The following is a 24,039-nucleotide window of genomic DNA, read 5'->3' on the forward strand; positions in this document are numbered from 1 at the left end:
TCTAGTACAAATAATTTTTACTTGCTACTATAATATAAGAAGAACAAAAAAAAAGAGACCTTGTTATCAAAAAGGTCTCTTTTAATTTAATATATCTTCAAAAAATGGCTATTTCCCGTTCAATAACTTCTCCAAATACTCAACTTTATCTTTTTCAGCTTGCAACAAACGTTCGTAAAGTTCAACAACTTTATCTAAAGGATTAAAAGTGCATTCATTATTATATGTCCCTTGTCCAAAACTACTATTTGAAACAGCATCATTAAAAGTATTAAAATAATTAAAAACCCCTTCTTCCGAAAAGTTTTTAATTGCTTCAACAGAAACATCAAGAGCTTTTGCAATCTCAATTAGTCTTTGTTCGTCAACCGTTTCGCTGTTTTCAATAGCCGAAATCGTCTGCTGATTTGTTCCTATAGCCTGTGCCAGTGCTTCCTGTTTCATATCTTTAAGCTCTCTGATACGGCTTATATTTCTGCCGATATGTTTGGGTTTTATTGCTGTACTCATAATTCAAAGATATTTAAAATTCTGAAACGAAAATAGATTTCGGTAAAAAACAAAGCTATTTTTGTAAGATACGCTTTTCAATAATTTATATATCTTTAAAAACTAACAACAATATCAAAAACATGAGTAAAATATACAATTTTGAGAAATTTGAAGTCATTAAAAATCTAATAAGAATCTCATCTTGGTTTTTAATTTTAATATTGTTGTTTGCTATAATTTTTACTTTACTTTCTACTGGATTTGAAAGTTATTTCATTAATTATTGTATAGTCTTTCCCCGCTCTACGAAGTATTACAATCGCTGTGCGAAGTCTCCCGACTTCGCACCCGCTCGTGAACACAAAGAAATTCAAAAACCAATTGGGACGTGCACGAGCGGGACGCTCGCGCTAGCAATAGAACATAAAAAAAAGAGATCTTAAGATCTCTTTTTTATTTAAATATATATTTTAAAAACATTATTTCCCGTTCAATAACTTCTCCAAATACTCAACTTTATCTTTTTCAGCTTGCACCAAACGTTCGTAAAGTTCTACAACTTTATCTAAAGGATTAAAATTGCAATTGTAATTACCTGTAGTAATACTTCCGTGGTCTTGAAAAGTATTTCCAATAATATTAAAAACCGCTTCTTCAGAAAAGTTTTTAATTGCTTCAACAGAAACTCCAAGAGCTTTTGCAATCTCAATTAGTTTTTGTTCGTCTACAGTTTCGCTGTTTTCAATAGCCGAAATTGCCTGCTGATTTGTTCCTATAGCCTGTGCCAGTGCTTCCTGTTTCATATCTTTAAGCTCTCGGATACGGCTTATATTTCTGCCGATATGTTTTGGTTTTATTGCTGTACTCATAATTCAAAGATATTTAAAATTCTTAAACGAAAATAGATTTCGGTAAAAAACAAACTAGTTTTTGTAAGATACGCTTTTCAATAATTTATATATCTTTAAAACATAAAAAACAATATCAAAAACATGAGTAAAATATACAATTTTGAGAAATTTGAAGTCATTAAAAGTCTAATAAGAATCTCATCTTGGTTTTTAATTTTAATATTGTTGTTTGCTATAATTTTTACTTTACTTTCTACTGGATTTGAAAGTTATTTCATTAATTATTGTATAGTCTTTCTATCTATTTCTACATTGTTTTTCAATGCAATAACCTTATTTGTAATTTCTATTTTGTATAAATTAAAGAAAGAAAAAATACTTTACAACATTAAAAAAGAGTCAATCTTATTTCTGGTTTCTTTGGCTAGTTTAATGCTTTTAAGTTGTATAATACATTTAAAATATTAGAATTAAGAATAATTATTTTCCTGCCCCCGCTCTACGAAGTATTACAATCGCTGTGCGAAGTCTCCCGACTTCGCACCCGTTCCAATTAGCCGCAACGCAAATTACAATATATTGGAACGGAATATAGAAGCGTGTACGAAGTCAGGAGACTTCGCACAGCATGAGTTTCGGTAAAAAACAGAGTTGTTTTTGTAAGATACTATTTTCATAATTTCTATATTAGCCAGCTCTAGAATAATTACCAATTATTAATCTTATCCTAAAATGGCAATTTGGCAATATCTTTTAATCGTAGTTCCTGAAGATTCAATTGATAGTAATTATGAATCTATTTTTAAAAATAACAAAACAGAATTTTTACCCGAAACGGACTCTTTTTGGAACCATTTTGATGGCGACATTACTTCAATGATTTCTGAACTAGATCAGATTCTTCCAAAGGCGAATTGGGGAAATGATATTTTTCTAAATTGGAAAGGAAATGCAAATATCGATGAAGATAATGATGCGTGTATTTGTTTAAGTGATGATAAAACTAAAATTAAAGAATTTCAATTCCGAGTTGATCTTAGAAAATCTTCTAACATTACAGAAGTTTTACAATCCATTTTAAATCTCTGCAAAAAAAACAAATTGGTTGTAATTGATTTAAAGGGAGAAATTTTTCAACCGAATTTAGAGGATATTTTTAAAAGCATTCAAGCCTCAAATACAACAAAGTTTTTAAATGATCCTATACAATTTTTTGAAGATTTAAGTAAAAATAGTTCAGATGAAACAAGAACATAAACTTATCCTTGAGTTACTGGAATCTTATTTGGAAAAGAATCCAAGTCAGAAATTTGGACAGGCATTGTTCAATCTCAATATTAATGAATTTCAGAAAACTACTGATCCTAGAAATCCAAATTATAATATAAGAGATATTCATGGTGACAATGATTTAGCTATTATTGAACGAATCAAAAATCGTTTAGATTTGATTGAATCACAGAAAAACGATTAGTTCTCTCGCGCTAGCAAATGCGCATAATATTAAAATCAATTGCCTCCCGCTTTAGCTGGAGGTTTAAAATTTAAATTATATTCGGCTTTAGCCAAAAAATATAAAAGATTAGGCTAAAGCCATTTTTCTTATTTAATTTTGTTCCTACAGCTAAAGCTGTAGGCAATTCAAATTTTTCTCCAAATAAAACTGGAAACCATTTATATTTATAATACAGAACGCTTACCATGATTACAAAAGCATTACTCGAAGACATTCCAGCATTAACAATCTTAATAAATTCAGCATACAGAGGTGAAACTTCTAAAAAAGGCTGGACAACCGAAGCGCACTTACTAGAAGGAAAAAGAACCGACGAACCCGAAATGACCGAGATATTTCTTGATCCGAAAAATACGATTCTGAAATTTACAGAGAACGATAAAATTATCGGTTCGGTTCTATTGGTTGAAAAAGGACATCAATTGTATTTAGGAATGCTGACGGTTTCGCCAGAACTTCAAAATAGCGGCATCGGGAAAAAGCTTTTGGCTGAAGCCGAAATTCATGCTAAATCTCTTGGCTTGTCTGGTATTATTATGACAGTTATTTCGGTTCGTGAAGAACTTATTGCGTGGTACAAACGTCACGGTTATGTCGATACAGGCAAAAGAGAACCTTTCCCTCAAAGTGAAATTCATATTACAGTTTCAGAACAGCCTTTGGAGTTTATATATTTAGAGAAAAGTATTTAAGTTTTTTTGCCGCGAAGGCACAAAGACACAAAGTTTTTTTAATCTCGCAAAGTCGCAGAGACGCAAAGTTTTTATATTCTTTGCGACTTCGCGGCTTTGCGGGATTTTACAATATTGCATAAGTCACACAGCTGTGCGTCTCTAAAGAAAACCTTTGAATCTTAGAATCTCTGCTTCTTTGAACCAAAAAAACTAAGAAACCCTTCTCTTAATCTTAGACAAAAACTCGTGTGAAACGCCTAAATAAGACGAAAGATTCTTGTTGTTTATAGCTTGGATTTTCTGCGGATACCGTTCTACAAAATCAAGATAACGCTGTTTGGAGGTTTTGTTTAGAACATCCAGAAGTCTTTGCTGAATGGCAACGTTGGCACGTTCAATCATAAGAACATGAAACTGCATAATCTTTGGCACTTCTTCAAACAACTGTGCTTTTTTGATCTTGCTGATAACCAGAATTTCGCTGTCTTCAATAGCCTTAATGTTGTAAGTTGTCGGCTTTTGGTGATAGAAGCTTTCCAGGTCACACATCCATTCGTTTTCGAAAGAAAAGAAAATGACGCTTTCGGTTCCGTTTTCGTTTAAAATGTAGGTTTTAAACGAACCTTTTAAAATGAATCCCTCATAACTATTATTGGAATCCTGAATTTGCAGGAACTGATTTTTTTTAAGTTTAATCAATTCTGCTTTTGAAACAATGATATCCCATTCTTCATCGGTTAAGGGAATTTTTCGTTCAATGTTTTTTCGTAGTAGGTTGTACATGTTGTGGTTATTTTTTTGTGGAAAATAATTTCATACAATTACTTATCTATTAGGGGCGTAGAAAATGTAATCGATTACGTAAAAGTAATTCATTTCTTCACTTTTGTAAATCAACAACTGTTAAAAATATGCTTTTCGTAGAAATATTTCTAAAAGTTTGAACTTGTTCAACTTTTTTCATACAATTTATAAGCAGATTTGTACTGTTAAAAATTTTATAAACCCCCAAACTTAAATTATGAAAATTAAAACAACTTTTTCAGTGTTTCTTTTAGCACTGAGTTTAGGTTTTACATCATGTAATACCGAAGAAATTGGTTCCTCTCAAACCGAAAATGCAATTGTTGAATCTGCAGCTGAAACGTCAGGCAATTTAACTGCTAAAATTGGAAACTGTTCTGAAGTTCCGGGATGGGCTTCTCAAAACGGAAACACTACTGGTGGTGGTTCTTCTGCCGAAACTAATGTGACTACTTACGCTCAGTTAAAATCGGCTATCGAGAACAGTTCTGTAAAAGTGATCAAAGTTTCCGGTACAATTACAGTTACTACCAGATTGTCATTTCAGGATCAAACTGGTAAAACTATTTACGGTGCAAACGGAGCAAAATTGGTTTCGACCAATCAAACTAAAGATGCTTCCGGAATCATCAACATTAAAAGATGTAAAAACATCATTATCAGAAATTTAATTTTTGAAGGACCTGGTGCATATGATACTGACGGATGGGATAACGCTATCTTGGACGAATGTACAAACGTATGGGTTGACCACTGCGAATTTAGAGATGGTGTTGATGGAAACTTCGACATCAAAAACAAATCAGATTATATTTCGGTTACGTATTCTAAATTCCATTATCTAAAACCGCCAAAAGCTGGAGGTTCAGGAGGATCTGACGACCACAGATATTCGAATTTAATTGGTTCAAGCGACGGTGCAACTGGTGACCGAGGCAAATTAAGAATCACTTTTGCAAGATGCTGGTGGGCTCCAGGATGTAAAGAAAGAATGCCAAGAGTTCGTTTTGGAAAAGTACATTTGGTAAACAACTTCTTTAACAGTACTGTAAGCAACAAATGTATTGCTGCAGGTTTTGAGGCTGATATCCGTGTAGAAAGCAACGTTTTTGAAGGTGTAAAAACCCCAATCGATTTAATGAGCGGCTATACTGCTGTTACAGCAACTGACAACGTTTTTACCAATACAACAGGAAATCAAGCTGGAAACAAAACGGCTTTTACTCCGCCATATTCTATTGTAAAATTGAACAAAACTGCTGTAAAAGCTGATATTTCGGCTAATGCCGGCGCAACTTTAGGCGGTAATATCTGCGGATCATTCTAATGAACTCTGGATAGCAAAAAAAAAATGAGTTAGTTTAGTTTCTAAACCACGGATTACATTTATTGTAGTTCGTGGTTTTTTATTTAACCGCAAAGAGCGCAAAGATCTTGTTTTTAATAAAACGCAAAAGTTCGCAAAGCTAGGTATAAAATCTTTGCGAACCTTAGCGTAATTCTTAGCGAACTTTGTGGTTAAAAAACCTTTGTACCTCTACCCCTTCAACCTTTCCTTAAAGAACCAACTCTTCAAACAATCTCTGAATCGTTTTCTCCAAATTCTGACATAATCCCGGATGAGACCTTGAAGTTTGTATTGCCGAACTTCTAATGGCGGTTAACCAGCGAAAACGCTCCGGAATTTCAAATTCAGCAATTGGTCCGCCGTCTTTGGCTCCGTTGGTGATTTTTTCCAGTGAAGTTAAATTGCATTCTAATTGTTCAATATCAAAATCGACTGAAAGAGCTTGTATTTTTTCTTTATTGAGATGAAAAAGTACTTTTATAAATTTGGCTTTTTTGCAAAACAAAATGATTCCGATATTCAGGAATTCTTCGCGCTCTACCCTTGGCACAACACGAATCACAGCATATTCGTATAAGTGGTTATCTTGCATTTTGAGCCTGATTTACAAATATTTCTGAATTCTCTAATCTTGTCTTTAAAAACTGTAAGTATACATTTCGCAAACCTTCCGGTGTTTCATCTGCATCTTCCCACTGAAGCCAGTCTAATGGAATTGTATTTACAATTTCTTCTAAAATTTCGGGCGTTAAAATCGCTCTAAATTCGGCGTCAACCTCTTTTAAAAGTGAAGCTTGCGGCAGTAAAACATGATCTTTTATCAATGCAAACGGACTTTTGGCATGTTGTTCCCAATTGTTCCAGGAATGGTGAAAATACAAACACGCACCGTGATCAATTAACCACAATTCTTTATGCCAAATAAGCATATTGGTATTTTTGAAAGTTCTGTCTACATTGGTAATATAAGCATCAAGCCAAACAATCTGTGAGGCTAGTTTTGCATCGACTGTTGTTACGACAGGATCAAAAGTTATGGCACCAGATAAAAAATGAAGTGCTAAGTTTAATCCCTGACTTCCTTGCAGTAAATCCTGAATTTCCTCATCGGCTTCTGTTCTTCCGAAAGCTTCGTCGAGATTGGCGAATACTAATTCTGGTAATTGCAATTTTAAGGCTTTTGCTATTTGTCCGCCTACTAATTCGGCTATAAGGGCTTTTACGCCGTGTCCGGCACCTCTAAATTTTAATACGTATTTAAAATCGTCATCTGCTTCTGCTAAAGCGGGTAAAGAACCGCCTTCGCGCAGCGGTGTAATGTAACGCATGACGTTTACCGTTCTGAGATCGAAGTTGTTTTTCATTTTTTTAAAGATTCAAAGATGCTAAGGTTCTGAGTTGCTATTCCGAAGCTTCGGAACTAATCTTTGACATTACAAACTTAATGATTTTAGAATTTAGATTGCAGAGGGTAGATTTTAGATTTTTTTTAACTGGAAGATTTTTTAACGTAAAGAGCCCAAAGGTTTTTCGCATTTTTTGTCATCCTGAGGAACGAAGGATCACACTAGAAACTCGACAAAGATTGGCGAATTACTTTATGGTTACTGTGTGTAGTTCCTTGTGCGATCCTTCGTTCCTCAGGAGGACAAACTGCATGCAATTATCAAAATTGGCACATTATCTAATTGGCACATTATCTAATTGGCACATTATCTAATTATCTAATTCTAAAAATGCTTTTCCTAAATTCTTGATAATATCTGAGGCTATAAAAGATTCGTAACCTGTTTTAGGCAAAGCTAGATCTGCCGTTAGGCCGTGGAGATAGACTCCGAATTTTGAAGCATATTTGGGTTCGTAGCCTTGCGCCAGAAGACTTGTTAGAATTCCGGTTAATACATCACCGCTTCCTGCAGTTGCCAAAGCTGCGTTTCCTGTTGTGTTTTCGTACACCGAATTTCTGTTGATGATAAATGTAGGCGCGCCTTTCATGACGATAATGAGTTTATATTTTTCTGAAAAGGCAATTGTCTTTTGAAATTTTTCAGATTCAGAATTCCATTTGCCTATTAAACGTTCTAATTCTTTTGGATGAGGTGTAAGGATGGTATCATCTGGAACTAATTCTAACCAGGATTGGTTGTCTGCTAAAATATTCAACGCGTCCGCATCTATAACTAAAGGCGCTTTGTTGATTCTTAAAAACTCGAATAAAGCCTTTTGTGTTCCAAGTTCTTTCCCTATTCCGGGTCCTATTCCAACTGCTTGAGGTAATATTGGTAAATGGATATTGGTAATAAAATTGGTGTTTTCATCGGTTACTGTCATTACTTCGGGAATTGAGATTTGAAGGATTTGATAACCGCATTTTGGCATAAAGGTCGTTACGAGTCCGCAGCCTGATTTTAAACAGGATTTTGAGGCTAAAACTCCTGCTCCTATTTTCCCGTAGCTTCCTGCAATAATTACAGCATGACCTTGAATTCCTTTGTGTGTATGAGGATTTACAGGCTTATATATCTTTAGGATTTCTTCTTTTGTTATTAAATATGGAGATTTCATCTGGCTTCTTTTATATATTAAAGTTACATAAAAAATCGAAAGCACGAATGTTTCTTTATTACGGTCATCCCTAGCCCTGATTACTTCACTATATTTTTATTTTTCATAGGAGTTCAGTGAACTTCGTTTGCAGCGGCATCCTTTTTGTTTTTTCTTTAAAAACAAAAAGATATAGCGGATAGCAGGAAATAGCTCCTAATTATTGCGAAATTTATAATTTAAGGCATTCAAATTAGATATTTTTTGAATAGATTTGCATAACAATTTTATAAAACAACACAATGAAAAATACTGCGCTTACGCACATACATGAAGGTTTAGGAGCAAAAATGCTTCCTTTTGCTGGTTATAACATGCCTATTACATACGAAGGTGTAAATGCTGAACATGAAACGGTTCGTAATGGTGTGGGAGTTTTTGACGTTTCGCACATGGGTGAATTTTTGTTAACGGGTCCAAATTCTTTGGCTTTGATTCAAAAAGTAACTTCAAATGATGCTTCGACTTTGACTATCGGAAGAGCGCAATATTCTTGTCTGCCAAATAATGAAGGCGGAATTGTAGATGATTTAATTATTTATAAAATGAAAGAAGAGCAGTATTTACTAGTTGTAAATGCTTCGAATATTGAAAAAGACTGGAACTGGATTTCATCTCACAATGATTTGGGTGTTGAAATGAAGAATCTTTCTGATGATTATTCTTTATTGGCAATTCAGGGACCAAAAGCGGTTGAGGCTATGCAGGCTTTAACTTCTGTAAATTTATCTGAAATTGCTTATTACCATTTTGAAGTAGGTGATTTTGCCGGTATCGAGCATGTAATTATTTCTGCTACTGGTTATACTGGTTCAGGCGGATTTGAAATTTACTGTAAAAATGACGAAGCGGAACAGGTTTGGAATAAGGTTTTTGAGGCTGGAGCTGCTTACGGAATCAAACCAATTGGTCTTGCTGCGCGTGATACTTTACGTCTTGAAATGGGATTTTGCTTGTACGGAAATGATATAAATGATACGACTTCTCCGCTTGAAGCTGGTTTAGGATGGATTACAAAATTCACAAAGGATTTTACGAATTCTGAAGCTCTTAAAAAACAAAAAGAAGCCGGAGTAACCAGAAAATTAATTGCTTTTGAAATGCAGGAACGTGCTGTACCAAGACACGATTATGAAATTGTTGACGCTTCGGGCGAGGTAATTGGAATCGTAACTTCGGGAACTATGTCACCTTCTATGAATAAAGGAATAGGTTTAGGATACGTAACTGCAGCAAATAGTGCTGTTGACAGTGATGTTTTCATTAGAATCAGAAAAAATGATGTTCCTGCTAAAGTGGTAAAATTACCCTTTTATAAGAAATAGTTTTTAAACTCAATACTTTTATAATGCATTACAAGTCAAATTGTAATGCATTATTTTTTTATGGGATATTAATTCATTTTAAAGTTAATTCTTTACACATTATTATCGTTTAGGTTTATGGTGCGTATTTATCTGTAAGATTTTTTACAAATAATGTAAACCGGTATAGAAAAATTACCGTAACTTTAAGGTATATGTTGATATCAAACTTTATGAGAAAACTTTTGCCGCTATTTTTACTGTTTACCACTCTCCTATTTAGTCAAAATAGCGCCGAGACATGTGAAATACTAAACAAAATAAATGCCGTTATCCAAACGGAACATTTAAGACCTAAGCCCATTGATGATAGTTTATCTGTTTTTGTTTTTGATAATTTAATTAATGAATTAGATCCTTCAAGAAACATTTTCTTTAAAAGTGAATATGACGAGTTAGCTTTAAAATATCGTTTAAATATTGATGATTTAATACTTGAAAATGATTGCAGTTTTTTGACTGACATTACTGCAAAATATATAAACGGACTGATTAGAACAAGGGAAGTTCTGGAAAAAATTCAGTCTACTGCTTTTGATTATACCAAGAAAGATACTATTCGGTTTTACAAAAAATCATTTCCGTTTTATCTAAAAAAAGAAGATTTAGAAAAAGTCTGGCGCAAGAAACTCCGTTACCAAATTTTGGATGATATAGCCGAAGTAAGTAACAACCTGGATTCCATCAAAACCAACTTTAATTCGATTGAAGCGAAGTCCAAAAAGTTGATTCTATCGAATGAAATATGTCGCATAAGTACGCTTTTGGAAACCAAAACAAAGCAGGACGAAAACCTGTATAATTTCTTTTGTACTTATTTCGATCCGCATACGGCTTATTTCAGCAATGATTCTAAATCGAGTTTTGTAGCATCTTTATCCAAAGAGCATTTGTCTTTAGGAATGACGGTTAATCTTAACGAAAAAAACGAAATTATTGTGCACGAAATTGATCCGAATGGACCCGCGTATCAAACGGGACAGATAAAAAAAGGCGATCAGATTATTTCGGTTTCAAATCATAAGGAAACACTTCAGGTTTCATGTGCTTCATTAGAATCCATTTCGACGATGATTTTATCTGAAGCCAATAAAAGTCTTACGCTTACGCTGAAAAGAAACTCGGGTAAAAACTTTGATGTTCATATCGAAAAGCAAGTTATGAAAGACGAAGAGAATTCTGTTTTTAGTTTTATTATAGGTAAAGAAAGTAAAATTGGATATATCAAAATTCCTAGTTTCTATGCCGATCTAGACGGAAACAGCAGAAAAGGCTGTGCCGATGATGTGGCACGCGAGGTAATAAAACTGGAAAGAGATACTATTAAAGGTTTAGTCATTGATTTAATTGACAACGGAGGCGGTTCTATGGAAGAAGCTATAAAACTCGCCGGAATGTTTATTGATTATGGTCCAATTTCGATTGTGGTTGATCATACCAAAGAAAAATCAGTTATAAACGATCCGTTGAAGGGTATAATTTACAGAGGTCCAATTGTGGTTTTGGTTAACAGCAATACAGCTTCGGCAAGTGAGTTCTTCGCTTCTATTATGCAGGATTATAACCGCGCACTTTTGTTAGGAAGCAGTACACTTGGAAAAGCTACTATGCAGACTATTCTTTCGCTTGACGAAAATAAAGACACTGATTTTCTAAAAATAACAATCAATAAATTTTACCGTGTTACGGGTAAAAGTCATCAATATATTGGTGTAACTCCAGATGTTGTTCTACCGGAATTTTATGAAGATGTTTATCAAAAGGAAAGTGATTTTCCTACTGCTATTAAAAATGACAGCATTGAATCTTTTTTAAAATATCGTCCGTACGTAAAGCGAAGTTTAATTGATAAAATAGCCAAAAACAGTACTTTGAGACTGGCTGATAATTTTTATTTTAATGATATCAAAAAAATTAATCTAAAAATAGACAAACTGGTTAATACTCCAAAAGCCGAAATTCCTATGACTTTGGATGCGGTTTTTAAACAGAAAAAAATTGTGAATTCGCTTTGGACAGAGATCAATACTTTTAACGATGAGAACAATCCGCTTGATGTATACAATTCGTCTGTAAATCAGCTATTATTGGGTGCTTACCCTAATGACAAAACGATTAACCAATATCAAATGGATAATCTAAAAACAAATCCGTACTTAAATGAAGCGGTAAACATTATAAATGAGTTTAACGGTTCGAAGTAGGCTCTTTTGTTTCAAGTTTAAGGTTTCAAGTTTAATACTGAGCCGGCAAACTTGAAACGTGAAACCTTAAACTTGAAACAAATAGAAAAAACTTAAATTTTGATTTTGGATAAATAAGGAATAACCTTTATTTTTGCATCACAAAACTAAAAATTAGAAATGGGAAGAGCGTTCGAATTTAGAAAAGGAAGAAAAATGAAACGTTGGTCTGCAATGGCCAAAACATTTACCAGAATTGGTAAAGACATCGTTATGGCTGTTAAAGAAGGCGGTCCTAACCCTGACGCCAATTCTAGATTAAGAGCTGTTATACAAAACGCGAAAGCGGCCAACATGCCAAAAGACAATGTTGAGCGTGCGATAAAAAATGCCAGCAATAAAGATACTGCAAACTATAAAGAGATTCTATTTGAAGGATATGCTCCTCATGGAATTGCTATTTTGATTGAAACTGCATCTGATAACAATAACAGAACGGTAGCAAACATCAGAAGTTATTTTAACAAATGCAACGGAACAATGGGAACTCAGGGTTCTGTTGAGTTTATGTTTGACCATACTTGTAATTTCAGAATTGCAAATAACGGACTTGATGCTGAAGAACTAGAACTTGAATTAATTGATTTTGGTGCCGAGGAAGTTTTCGAAGACGAAGACGGAATCTTAATCTACGCTCCTTTTGGAAGTTTTGGTGCTTTACAAAAAGAATTAGAGAACAGAGGTCTTGAAATTTTATCTTCTGGCTTTGAGCGTATTCCGCAAATCACAAAAGAATTGACTGAAGCTCAAATCGCTGATGTTGAAAAATTAATCGAAAAAATCGAAGAAGATGACGACGTTATGAACGTTTATCATACTATGAAAGAAGAATAATCTTTTTTCATTACTACCTTAAAAAAACTCCAGAAATTTTCTGGAGTTTTTTTTTATCAAAATGTGGAAACCCGTAATGAAAGTATTTTTAGATTGTTTAGATTTGGCGAAAATTAACATTTTTTTAATACTTGAATAGTTATGATCCCCAAGTCCTACTCTCTCAGATTAATTTTTGCTTTATTTTATTTGACAGATAAAAGGTTGAATTTTGACAAACAACACTTTATCTGTTAGAAACTATATATTTGCCACTCTCAAATACTACGAACCCAAACCTTCCTGCCCATTGAAAAAAATTACTCCTAAGTTTCCTTCTTCTATATTAAGTTTAGTTTTATTTCTTTTAAGTTTTAATAGTCTGTTTGCTTCTGCAGCAGATACTATACATAATCCTAAAAAGCCATTACCGGTAAAAAACAGTATTTCTCCTAATACAGCTTTTATTCCTCCGGCTAATACGTTTATTTATAAACAAACTGCTGAAAGTGAGTTTACAGATGCATTTATAGAAAAAAATTATCCTGTATCTCAAGACATCAATAAGAATTTAGAATTAGCAATGTCTACATTCGAAACCATTAAACAAAATGGAAATATTACTGATGTTCTGGAGCCGAAAAAGCTTTCCATGCTTCCACTGGGAATCTCAAAAACTATTGGAGGTGTTCAATACATATTGGGAATCAGCAACGCCAAATTTACTCCTACTTATACAGAATTAACTGCTTTTGTAAAAATTGTACTGCCGCAAATAGATGCTCAGGGAAATGCTAAACAATTATTTTTTGGAGCCAACAATATTAAGTTATCTCATAAAGGAGGTTTGGTTGGTGATACTAATTTAGTTTTACTTGGAGATGTTCCTTTAAAAATAATGGGCGAAAGTTCTCTTTTAATTTTAAAGGGGGGCATGGATATGGCCACCGGTAAAGTTGAAAATAAAACCTATGTAACTATAGATTGTAATGGTTTTAAAGAGCTGGGTATTACCGCAGATTATGAATTTTCTAGAACTTTATTAATCCCACTAGATAATAATTACACTCCTATTGCAGAACCTGCAAGAGTTCGAAGCAGTTTTAAAACAATAGTTTCTAATTGGAATGATATCTTGGTAGAGTTATCAATACCTAAATTTAAGCTGGCTAAAACTGAAAAGAATATTGGTTTTGAGTTAAATACTGCTGTTATAGATTTTAGTGATATTAGAAATTCATCATCTATAAAATGGCCTAAAGATTATGAAAAAGATTATCTAGTTCCAGGAAATGAAAATTTGTGGAGAGGTCTTTATGTTAAATCACTAAAGGTTGTACTTCCGGAAGAATTTAAGAAAAAAGGTTCTGAAGATAGGCTGACATTTGAGGCTTCTGATTTATTGATAGACAAAATGGGAGTTTCTGGTACTTTTACTGCCAGCAATATTTTAAGTCTTGATCAGGGAAATGCTTCAGGATGGCAGATTTCTGTCAATGATATTAGCATGACATTCAGAGCAAATTCATTAGTTGCTGCTGGTTTTGGAGGAGATATACTTTTACCTGTTTCGAGTAAAGGCTCGAAATGTGCCGGTACTGCAAGATCTGAACTTGCTTATAAAGCATTAATTGATCCGCTTAACGATGAATATCTTTTAAATGCTTCTGTATCAAACGGAATATGTTTTCAAGCATTTAAAGGAACGGCTGTTATTGAAAAAAATTCTTATGTAGAAATAAAGGTAAAAGAAGGTAAATTTTTACCAAAAGCTGTTCTTTACGGTACTTTATCTCTAAATGCCAGCAGTAAGCCTATTACGGCAGAAGAAGCAATGGCTTTAGAGAAAACAACTTCTACCGCAACATCTGCAACTGGTGAAAAGAAAGAAACAGTATCTTTTAAAGGGCTTATTTTTCAAAACTTAATGTTGCAGACGGTTTCTCCTTATATAAGTGCTGATTATTTTGGATATAAAAATGTACAAAATGATGCTTCAACTGTAAGCAATTTCCCTGTAACAATTAATGAAATAGCCTTAATTACAACTGACGAAAGTGCCAGTTTAAAAGTTGACATTGCTGTAAACCTGATGGAAAATCAGTTTAATGGCCAGACTAAGTTTTATGTCGTTGGTAAGTTTGGTAAAGAAGAAGGTATTCAAAAGTGGAAGTATGATCATCTAAAATTTGAAACAATCTCTCTTGCTGCCGATTTGGGAGGGGTAAAATTTAAAGGAAGCATCACCATTTTAGACAATGACCCTATTTACGGAAATGGTTTTAAAGGAATGCTTGGTGCCGACTTTACAGGAGGTATAAAGGTAGAAGCTAATGCAATTTTTGGATCAACAACATTTAGATATTGGTATGTTGATGCTATGGTTGACAATTTGAATATTCCTGCCGGCGCAATAACCTTTAAGGGTTTTGGCGGTGGAGCATATTACAAAATGAAAAAAGACGGTTTCAGTAATAGATTTGTTGCTTCAGGATCTAATTATGTACCCGATGCTGATTCTGGTCTTGGAGTAAAAGCCATGATTAAGTTTGCTGGTACTGCGACTGCTGATGCTTTTTGGGGCGGCTGTGGTTTTGAAATTGCATTTAATACACATGGTGGTATAAACAGAATTAGTATTTATGGAGAAGGTCACGTGATGCAGCCTTTTAAAATACCAATTCCTGAAGAACTAACGAGTGCTTTAAAAGCAGTTACCGAAAGTGAAGCATTACTTTCAAAAGTAGCCGTAGAAGCACTAAAAACAACTAATTTATCAAAAGCAGCTCAGGATTTCTACCCTAATGAGGTACAAAGTTCAATGGGAATTAATGCTTTTGCTGCTATTGAGTATGATTTCAGGTTAAAAACTTTACACGGATCTTTCGATTTATATATTGATACTCCGGGAGGTTTTATTAAAGGCAGGGCTTCTGGAAACAGAGCTGGATGGGCTGTTTTGCACTTTGCTCCAGACAAGTGGTATATCCGAATGGGTACACCTACAGATCGATTAGGAATAAAACTAGCCATTGGTTCTCTTGAAGTTGAAGCAGGTGGTTACTTTATGCTTGGGGATGATATTCCTGCAAGTCCTCCTCCGCCGGATATTGTTGCAAAACTCTTAGGTGTAGATGTTGCAACACTTGATTATATGCGTGATGAAAATAGTGTGGCGTCTGGTAAAGGCTTCGCATTTGGATCTGACTTTAGTTTGAAAACAGGAAATCTAAGTTTCCTTATGTTTTATGCTAATTTCCAATGTGGATTTGGTTTTGACATCATGGTAAAAGATTATGGCGAAGCGGCATGTAAAGGATCAGGACAAATTGGTATTAATGGATGGTATGCTAATGGTCAGTCCTATGCTTATATGCAGGGAGAACTTGGAATTAATATAAAATTATTCTTTGTAAGAAAGAAAATATCAATTATAAAAGGCGGAGGCGCAGTTTTATTACAAGCCAAATTACCAAACCCTGTCTGGATTAGAGGTTATATGGCAGGCTCTTTTGATTTGCTTGGAGGTATGGTTCGAGGAAGTTTTAGATTTAAACTCGAATTTGGAAAACAATGTGAATTTACGACCAACAATCCGCTGGAAGGCTTAAAATCAATTGCCGATATCAAACCTTCTGAAGGTACAAAAGATGTTGATGTGTTTACTGTCCCGCAGGTTGGTTTTAATATGCCTGTCGATAAAAACTTTAAAATTGAAGGAGATGAGGGTGTAAAAACATATCGTTTAAAACTTGAAGAATATACTATTAAAAAGGACGGAGTTCCAGTAATAGGAAGCGTAAGCTGGAATCAAACCGGTGATTTAGCAAGTTTTAACTCTGTTGAAGTTTTACCACAACATTCAGATTTAGTATTAACAGTTAAAGTGAGTTTTCAGGAATATGTAAACGGAAAATGGAACACAATATATGATCAGGGACAGATTGCTATGGAAACAGAAACTAGAAATTTCTCAACCGGAGCAGCACCAAATAATATTCCTGTAAATAATATTGCGTATTGTTATCCTGTTTTTGATCAGAAATATGTGTATCAAAACGAAAGTAAACAGGCTTATGTGGTTCTAAAACAAGGGCAAACTTATTTATTTGAATTAAAACCTGGCCAGTCTCAAAAAGCATTCTATAAAACAGGAAATAAAACCGATACAGCCGCAATTACCTATAATAGTTCTCTTAAAAAAGTAAGTATTGATATACCTGTTTTACAAACAGTTAAACCTTACAACCTAACTTTAATGACATTAGAAACAAAAACTGATGCTAATGGAAATTTATCTGAGAATTATACTAAGCAAGATTTAGGATCAGACGCAGATGTTGATGTAAAAAGCAATAAACTAAATGAAACAGTTGTAGGCGGAGATGGGGTTGAATTATTACAATACAATTTCAATACCAGCCAATACAATAGTTTTCAGGAAAAAATGGCTGCTAAAAAACCAAAACAAACATTGGTAGAAATTATTTATATGGATGTTCATGCTCTTCAATCACAAAATAATTCAACAGAACCATTTGATGAAATAGAATTGATAGGAAATGCAAAAACATTAAATATACCATTGGTAAATACCGAAGCTATATTAGATGATAATTATTATAAAGATGAAATATATCCATTAATCTATAAAGGATATCCATTAGAAAATGATTTGAAATTTGATAGAAATACGGTATTACTTGGTATTCCTCCAACTAAAGCTGTCGAAACACTGGCATGGTATCAGGATTATATTTTAAATAATCCAAATAGTTTTATGCTTAAAGAGTATCTGCCATATCGCTATAATTTACCATTTCATTATAAAAATGATTTCCGTGATTTAAGATATAAGATCGTTAATAAGTATTATAACACTTCAAATCAGGCAATGATATCGAAGTATGATTATATCATAAATGGAGAGTTTCCATACATTAAAAAAGGCCTTTACAATATAAAATTGATTTATACACTGCCAGGCGGACAGGCTGGTACGAGCTCAATTTTTACATTCAATAAATCAAATTAGCATGAAATTTAAATTTTTAATTATTCTTTTTCTTTTTGCAATTGGCAGTTCCAATGCTCAAACTACTGAAGCAAAAGATACTATAAAAAACAATCAGGAAATTGGCATACAACTTATAGCTAGAGTTCAAAAAGATAAAATTTTATTGCGCTGGGCGGTTAACGATCCTATTGCCTGGAAAAAGTTGAATAGATATGGATATTTAATTGAAAGGATTACCGTAACAAGAGACAAAAAAACTCTGGCAAATCCTGAAAAAATAGTTTTGGCAAAAACACTAAAACCAGAACCTGTGGAAGCATGGGAGAAAATTATAGAGACAAATGATGAAGCTGCTATTGTCGCTCAGGCATTGTATGGAGAAGATTTTGCTGTTACGGGAGCTGATAATTTAGAGTCTATTATAAATCTTTCTGAAGAAACACAACAGCGATTTACATTTGCTTTATACACTGCTGACAAAGATTTTCAAATTGCTAAAAAAGCAGGATTAGGTCTTGAAGATAACACTGTTAAACCAAATGAAAAATACATTTACAGAGTAAGCTCAAATGTACCTGAAACTGAAATGAAAATTTTATACAGTGGTGTGTTTGTGGGTTTAAAAGATTATGAACCAATGCCTAAACCAATGGATTTTACAGCTCATTTTACAGACAAAAGTACTATGTTAAGCTGGAATTTTAAAATTCTTTCTCATGCTTATGGAAGTTATTATGTTGAACGATCATTAGATAAGAAAAATTTCAAAAGAATTACTGACAAACCATACACCAGTTTAAGTCAGGAAAACACAAACAATAATAGAATTTTTTATATTGATTCGATAGCTAATAATACATCGTACAGCTACAGAATTCAAGGTATCTCTTCTTTTGGAGAACTTGGGCCTTATTCTGATGTTATAACAGGAAAAGGAAAATCGATATTACAGTATGTTCCGCATCTTACTGTAAAAGAATTTAAAGATGATACTACAGTTAATTTAATATGGGAATTTCCAGAAGAAGGAAATGACGAAATTTCGGGATTTGAACTTAATCGTTCTGATGAAGATGATGGAAAATATACTACTGTTGTTAAAAATATTCCGCCTAAATCACGAAATGTCGTTTACAATAAATTATCATCATCCAATTATTTCACACTTACTGCTATAGGAAAAAACGGAGGCAATAGAACTTCATTCCCAATGCTGGTACAGCCTGTAGATTCAATTCCACCATCTAAACCAATTGGTTTAAAAGGTACAATAGACAGTTTAGGTGTTGTTAAATTAACCTGGACACCTAATAAGGAAAAAGATATGTTAGGCTATAGAATTTATAAGGCCAATAATCCTGATGAGGAATACAGTCAGTTAACTATAAGCCCAAACGAACCTAATACTTTTGAAGATAAAGTTGTTATTAAGACATTAAACAGTAAAGTTTATTACAAGATTATTGCGGTCGATTATCGTTATAATATGTCGGTTTTTTCAGATCCATTGATATTAAAAAAACCAGATTTAATTGCTCCTGCTTCTCCTGCCTTTACAAATTATGAAATAAAAGACGGCTCGGTTTTTCTTGAATGGGCTAATAGTTCCAGTGATGATGTAGCAGTACATCAATTGTATCGAAAAGAAAACGACAACCCCAATTGGACTTTAATTTTAGAAACTAAAAACAAAGAAGAAAAATTTCAAGATAAAAATGCCTCAGAGGGAAGTACTTATTCGTATGCTATTTATGCAAAAGACGAAAGTAACCTGGTATCAAACCCTTCTCCGGCAGTGAATTTATTTGTACCAAAATATTCTTTAATGCCTCCAATTAAAGGTTTTTTTGCTCAGGTAAATAAAACTACAAACACAATAGATTTGTCTTGGGAATATTCAAATAATGATGTTGACAGCTTTGAAATCTACAAAGCTTCAGATAAAGATGCCTTACAGTTAATTCAGATTGTAACAGGAAAAACAAAACGTTTATCTGATCCAACTATTACAATTAATACAAATTACAAATATGGCATTAGAGCTGTATTTAAAGATGGAAGAATGTCTAAAATGGATTTTTACAGTGTGAAGTTTTAAATATGAAAAAACTCCTTTTTATATTATTACTTGCTTGTGGTTCTAATGCTTTTGCCCAAAAGTATTATACACTTACAATCAAATCTGAATCTACTTCCAGCACTCCTTTTAAATGGTGGCTGGAAGTAAAGTACAATGGTGAATACCGCACTGAAGTACAAAGTAATTATCAGGGAGGAGCTGACTTAGAAGAAACTTTTGAAATTCCTGTAGCAAGGGAATATCGATTTTACATATTACCAAACTATGGAATAGGTGGTGTTCAATATGCAGAATTTGATAATTATACTCTTGAAGATGTTGTTTATGCAGGAGGTGAAGCTGGATTTATACCAAGAGAGCCATACAATAACAGTCCTTTTTTAGGATATATCACTATAAAATCAGGAAAACCACATATTCAGATTCAATCTTCTTCAACAAGTATTTGTTTTGGAGATGAAGTAATGCTTACTGCGACACCTACTGGCTATTCATCTTCATATGCAGACGATTATCCGGCAAATGCCGAATATTATTGGTATTATAGTTTAAATGGAGGACAAACCTGGAGCAATCCTAATATAGAATTAAGCGGATTAAATACGAAATTTAAAATTGAAAAACTTATCGAAAAAGATTTAGAAAGAGATCCATCCCTAAATAAAGGTAATATACTGCTGAAAATTGGCGCAAAATATAGTAATATAACTGAGTTTAATGATAATCCGCCAATAAGTATAGATTACCATCATTGTTCTCCGGAAATTACAAATATAGAATATCTGCCTCCATTATGTACTGGAGGTCAAGTACCAAATGTTACCTTAACTTTCAACAGGAACTTAACCTCTGTAGAGCAATTACGTTATTTTAAAATAAAAAGAGTTGATGTAAAAATAAACCCTGCAACAAATCTTCCTGAAAACATTTTTGTTGATTATCCCTTTTATGGAGAAGGCAATCCTAATAATGGTCTTATATCTAGTTTTGAGGAAAAAACACCTAATATATTTACTTACACCATTTCAAACTTATCAGGACTAGAGAATAACGCGATCTATAAAATAGAATATCAGGCTTTTAATAATAACAAAAACATGGCTATTGTAGATTCGTCTCCAGAAGAAAATTTTACATATAAAGATCCTGTTCCTCTAACATTTGAATTAGAAGGCCTGGATCCTGTTTGTAATAATGGATTAGGTTTCGTGAAAATTACTGCACATGGCGGTTCCGGGGAATATTATTATTATTCTGTAAATGGAGAAGCGAAGATCTCGTTTGCCAATAAAACATCAGTTACAACATCAATTGTAAATGGTAAAACTGTTGAGACACGTTCAGGTTCTCAACAAATTCAATTGCCTACAAGCAGTACAACTGTACATAGTATTACTATTACAGACAGTAATGATTGTATTGAGAAATAGATTAAATATGAAAAAGCTTATTACAATATTAATTTTATTATTAACCATTAAAGGACAGGCACAAACCTACTCTTTTAGTTATTCATACAGCTCTCAAGGCACTCGTTGTACCGATGGAGTGCATGGATGGCAGTTAGATATACAGGCTACTCCTTCTGTTGGTTTTAGAGAAACTACAAATGCTTCTCAATACCCTCCCAATATCTCTTATAAACCCTATACCATTAAAACAAACCCTACCAGATTTGATTTTAAAGTCTGGGCATATGATTGTACTTCATCTCCAAGCTGCGATCCCACATTAAGTAAAACTTTTACGCTTGTTGAATTAATAAAAGCAAGAGCTGTAACTATATGGGATTGTAAAGGCTATCAAAGATTTGCAATTGATGGTTTTCAGCCTAATGTAGCTATTAAAAATCTCGACACTGCCAATCCTAATTCTATTTGTGCAGGTGGTCAGGTAAGTCTGGCGGCATTTCCGACTGAACTTATTCCTGGTAATTCAGATTTTCCACCTGAAGCTTATCATTGGCAATACTCTCTGGATAATAAAGTAAGCTGGATAGATGTTCCTGCTTATATTAACGGCATAAAAACCAATGATATTGCTACAACAAAATTCTCAATTAACGAACTTTTACCTACTACACATGATAACTATTTTAATCAAATTATTTATCTCAAATTAGCCTATGGAAATGTAACACCAATTGGTATTTTATACTCTCCTTGTGCTCCTTTAGTAAGTAAAATAGAATACTCCCGACCTCTTTGTTATGGGGATAACATTCCTAACGTTACTGTTACATTTAGTCGAAATTTATACACACAGGAAGAATTAAGATATTTTCAGCTGTTAGCGGTAGATCCCATAACAAATACTCCTAATGGAACGCCGCCTGTATCTTTTCCATTTACTATTGAAGGTGATCCTAACAATGGTTTAATTAAAAAGTTTGAAGAAAAGACACCTAATGTTTTTACCTACACTTTAACCAATTTTAAAGGGTTAACTGATAAGGCAATGTATCAGGTAAAATATCAGGCATTTCAAAATAATGTTACACGAGGAGTTTCAATCTCTCCTAAAGCACAAAATTTTACCTATGAAGAATATGAGCCTGTAAAATTTAAAATTATAAAAGCAGAAAATCCAAAATGTGCTGGTGAACTTGTAGGGGTATCAATTGAAGTAACGGGCGGCACAAAAAGTTATGAATTTTATGTAGATGGTATAAAAGTAAACGCTGTAAAAAATCAAAACGATGGATTTTACTATATAACGGGTTTAAATCCTGCAGCAACAAATAACATCAAAGTAGTTGACACTAACGATTGCTTTGAAAAAAACGTATGATATGAAAAAATTATTTTTACTGTTTTTTTTAGTTTTAGGATTCAATATGTCTGGGCAGACTTATGATATTGTTATTGCTTATGAGCGCCAGCCAACAGATGATAAAAGAAATGAGTATTTCTCTAATTTTCCCACATTTTCCCAAGAGCTATTGGGATGGGGCTTAAATGGTCATGGTGCTAGACAAATTAAAATAAAAAAAAGTGATAATAGCAATGACTATCATATTGATGATAATTTAGGATACTATTTTAGAAATATAAATGGTCCTCAGTTAACTTATATAAATTTTATAGGAGTTCCAGCAGAAAGCTCTTTTATTGATTACTTCATAGATGTCGCAATAAATAATGCTTACGGACAAACTTTATACAGTATAGATAATGGGGAACAAAATATTGAATTTGACGATTTAATAAATCCAGGTAAAAATCATCAACTTATTACAACCTATATGGGTAATTTTTATGTTCAAAACTTTAAGCCTAATGTATCGTTATTTCTGCCTCCAAACAGAGATCCTGCAGGTGGTACCAAAACTATTTGTGCTAATGAACAATTTGGCGTGTTTGCTTACCCTAAAGGATTTCCCGTAGAAATTTATAATTGGCAATATTCTCTGGATAATAAAAGCACATGGCGAAATGTTCCAGAACAATTTCATGTTTCTAATCCAGATTTTAAAATTTCTGATATTTTAGGAAGCAACCATTTGGACTACATTGGAAAAACTATTTATTTTAGAATGGGATACAATTCTATGGTATTTGCAGGAGGTAAAGAATTTCCTCTAATTTATTCAGCATGTGCGCCTATTGTTAATAAGCTTGAATATAAGTTACCTCCTCTTTGCTATGGAGATAATATTCGCGATATAACTGTAACATTTGACAGAAAATTGAAAACAGGAGAAGAACTGCGTTTTTTTCAGCTCAAAGCTGTAAATCCTCTTACAAATCTGCCAGATAGCACCCCGCCTATTCCCTATCCTTTTTTTAGTGAAGGTGATCCAAGAAATGGCCTTGTTACTTCATTTGAAGAAAAAAGTACAGGAGTCTACACTTATTCCTTATTAAATTTTAGAGGCTTAAATCCGGGAGCAACTTATCAAATTAGATATCAAGCTTTCGAAAACAATGCTGGTAAAGGCTTTTCTTTTTCACCACAAAAAGATAATATTAAATACAAAGAACCAGACCCTGTTTACTTTGACATTAGTCAAGCTGAAAATCCAGTATGTGCAAATCAAACTGTAGAAGTTATAATTGATGTAGAAGGTGGTACAGGCAGCTATAAATTCTTCGTTGATGGTGTTGAACAAACAGATCCGGAGCCAGAAAAAGAAGCCGATGGATATTTTCATTTAAGAGGATTAAATCCCGAAGCGGATAACTATATTAAAGTAATCGACAGCAATAACTGCATTGAAAAAAGCAATTAACA

The 24,039-nt window shown here is 33.4% G+C and carries 18 protein-coding genes; 12 read left to right on the top strand and 6 right to left on the bottom strand.

Features of this window, described 5'->3' with window-relative positions:
* Window positions 1-108: 108 nt before the first annotated feature.
* Together L1276_RS05200 and L1276_RS05205 are read right to left on the bottom strand one after the other, a co-directional pair.
* On the bottom strand, window positions 109-510 hold the full coding sequence (locus L1276_RS05200) for a helix-turn-helix domain-containing protein (RefSeq protein WP_253785968.1): 402 nt from the start codon (window positions 508-510) through the stop codon (window positions 109-111).
* 461 nt (window positions 511-971) lie between these two features.
* Complete coding sequence (locus L1276_RS05205) at window positions 972-1,361, bottom strand: helix-turn-helix domain-containing protein (protein WP_253785969.1); 390 nt, start codon at window positions 1,359-1,361, stop codon at window positions 972-974.
* A gap of 714 nt (window positions 1,362-2,075) precedes the next feature.
* On the opposite strand from L1276_RS05205, the gene L1276_RS05210 reads away from it, so the two are divergent.
* From L1276_RS05210 to L1276_RS05220, 3 genes are all read left to right on the top strand, one after another.
* The gene (locus L1276_RS05210) at window positions 2,076-2,600 is read left to right on the top strand and encodes a hypothetical protein (RefSeq protein WP_253785970.1); all 525 of its coding nucleotides are present in this window, start codon (window positions 2,076-2,078) and stop codon (window positions 2,598-2,600) included.
* Window positions 2,584-2,817: a hypothetical protein gene (locus tag L1276_RS05215; RefSeq protein WP_253785971.1), complete on the top strand. Its 234-nt coding sequence runs from the start codon at window positions 2,584-2,586 to the stop codon at window positions 2,815-2,817. Before L1276_RS05210 ends, L1276_RS05215 begins: the two co-directional genes overlap by 17 nt.
* 227 nt (window positions 2,818-3,044) lie before the next feature.
* The gene (locus L1276_RS05220) at window positions 3,045-3,551 is read left to right on the top strand and encodes a GNAT family N-acetyltransferase (protein WP_253785972.1); all 507 of its coding nucleotides are present in this window, start codon (window positions 3,045-3,047) and stop codon (window positions 3,549-3,551) included.
* Between the two features lie 192 nt (window positions 3,552-3,743).
* Here L1276_RS05220 and L1276_RS05225 read toward each other — a convergent pair whose 3' ends face one another.
* Window positions 3,744-4,316: a Crp/Fnr family transcriptional regulator gene (locus L1276_RS05225; RefSeq protein WP_253785973.1), complete on the bottom strand. Its 573-nt coding sequence runs from the start codon at window positions 4,314-4,316 to the stop codon at window positions 3,744-3,746.
* A gap of 238 nt (window positions 4,317-4,554) precedes the next feature.
* Between L1276_RS05225 and L1276_RS05230 the strand changes: the two genes are divergently transcribed.
* Complete coding sequence (locus tag L1276_RS05230; RefSeq protein ID WP_253785974.1) at window positions 4,555-5,664, top strand: polysaccharide lyase family 1 protein; 1,110 nt, start codon at window positions 4,555-4,557, stop codon at window positions 5,662-5,664.
* 229 nt (window positions 5,665-5,893) lie between these two features.
* Here the strand turns inward: L1276_RS05230 and L1276_RS05235 are convergent, their stop codons facing one another.
* The 3 genes from L1276_RS05235 to L1276_RS05245 form a co-directional block, all read right to left on the bottom strand.
* Complete coding sequence (locus L1276_RS05235) at window positions 5,894-6,277, bottom strand: DUF3037 domain-containing protein (protein WP_253785975.1); 384 nt, start codon at window positions 6,275-6,277, stop codon at window positions 5,894-5,896.
* The gene (locus L1276_RS05240; RefSeq protein WP_253785976.1) at window positions 6,267-7,049 is read right to left on the bottom strand and encodes a HipA family kinase; all 783 of its coding nucleotides are present in this window, start codon (window positions 7,047-7,049) and stop codon (window positions 6,267-6,269) included. The genes L1276_RS05235 and L1276_RS05240 overlap by 11 nt, the downstream gene beginning before the upstream one ends.
* Before the next feature lie 352 nt (window positions 7,050-7,401).
* A complete protein-coding gene (locus L1276_RS05245) occupies window positions 7,402-8,250 on the bottom strand; it encodes an NAD(P)H-hydrate dehydratase (protein ID WP_253785977.1) in 849 nt (282 codons plus the stop codon).
* 281 nt (window positions 8,251-8,531) lie between these two features.
* Between L1276_RS05245 and gcvT the strand changes: the two genes are divergently transcribed.
* The 8 genes from gcvT to L1276_RS05285 all read left to right on the top strand — a co-directional run bounded on the left by gcvT (window position 8,532) and on the right by L1276_RS05285 (window position 24,037).
* Entirely contained in the window at window positions 8,532-9,614 is a 1,083-nt protein-coding gene (gene gcvT / locus L1276_RS05250) for a glycine cleavage system aminomethyltransferase GcvT (protein WP_253785978.1), read from the top strand.
* A gap of 212 nt (window positions 9,615-9,826) precedes the next feature.
* Window positions 9,827-11,857, top strand: a complete 2,031-nt coding sequence (locus tag L1276_RS05255; protein ID WP_253785979.1) for a S41 family peptidase — start codon at window positions 9,827-9,829, stop codon at window positions 11,855-11,857.
* 159 nt (window positions 11,858-12,016) lie between these two features.
* The gene (locus tag L1276_RS05260) at window positions 12,017-12,730 is read left to right on the top strand and encodes a YebC/PmpR family DNA-binding transcriptional regulator (protein ID WP_026729302.1); all 714 of its coding nucleotides are present in this window, start codon (window positions 12,017-12,019) and stop codon (window positions 12,728-12,730) included.
* A 289-nt stretch (window positions 12,731-13,019) separates the two neighbouring features.
* A complete protein-coding gene (locus L1276_RS05265) occupies window positions 13,020-17,744 on the top strand; it encodes a hypothetical protein (RefSeq protein ID WP_253785980.1) in 4,725 nt (1,574 codons plus the stop codon).
* 1 nt (window position 17,745) lies between these two features.
* Window positions 17,746-19,824: a fibronectin type III domain-containing protein gene (locus L1276_RS05270; RefSeq protein ID WP_253785981.1), complete on the top strand. Its 2,079-nt coding sequence runs from the start codon at window positions 17,746-17,748 to the stop codon at window positions 19,822-19,824.
* Between the two features lie 2 nt (window positions 19,825-19,826).
* Entirely contained in the window at window positions 19,827-21,236 is a 1,410-nt protein-coding gene (locus L1276_RS05275) for a hypothetical protein (RefSeq protein ID WP_253785982.1), read from the top strand.
* 7 nt (window positions 21,237-21,243) lie between these two features.
* Window positions 21,244-22,596: a hypothetical protein gene (locus L1276_RS05280; RefSeq protein ID WP_253785983.1), complete on the top strand. Its 1,353-nt coding sequence runs from the start codon at window positions 21,244-21,246 to the stop codon at window positions 22,594-22,596.
* Window position 22,597: 1 nt separating this feature from the next.
* A complete protein-coding gene (locus tag L1276_RS05285; RefSeq protein ID WP_253785984.1) occupies window positions 22,598-24,037 on the top strand; it encodes a hypothetical protein in 1,440 nt (479 codons plus the stop codon).
* Window positions 24,038-24,039: the final 2 nt, after the last annotated feature.

The sequence above is a fragment of the Flavobacterium sp. HSC-32F16 genome (assembly GCF_024171645.1).
In the GTDB taxonomy this organism is placed as follows: Bacteria; Bacteroidota; Bacteroidia; order Flavobacteriales; family Flavobacteriaceae; genus Flavobacterium.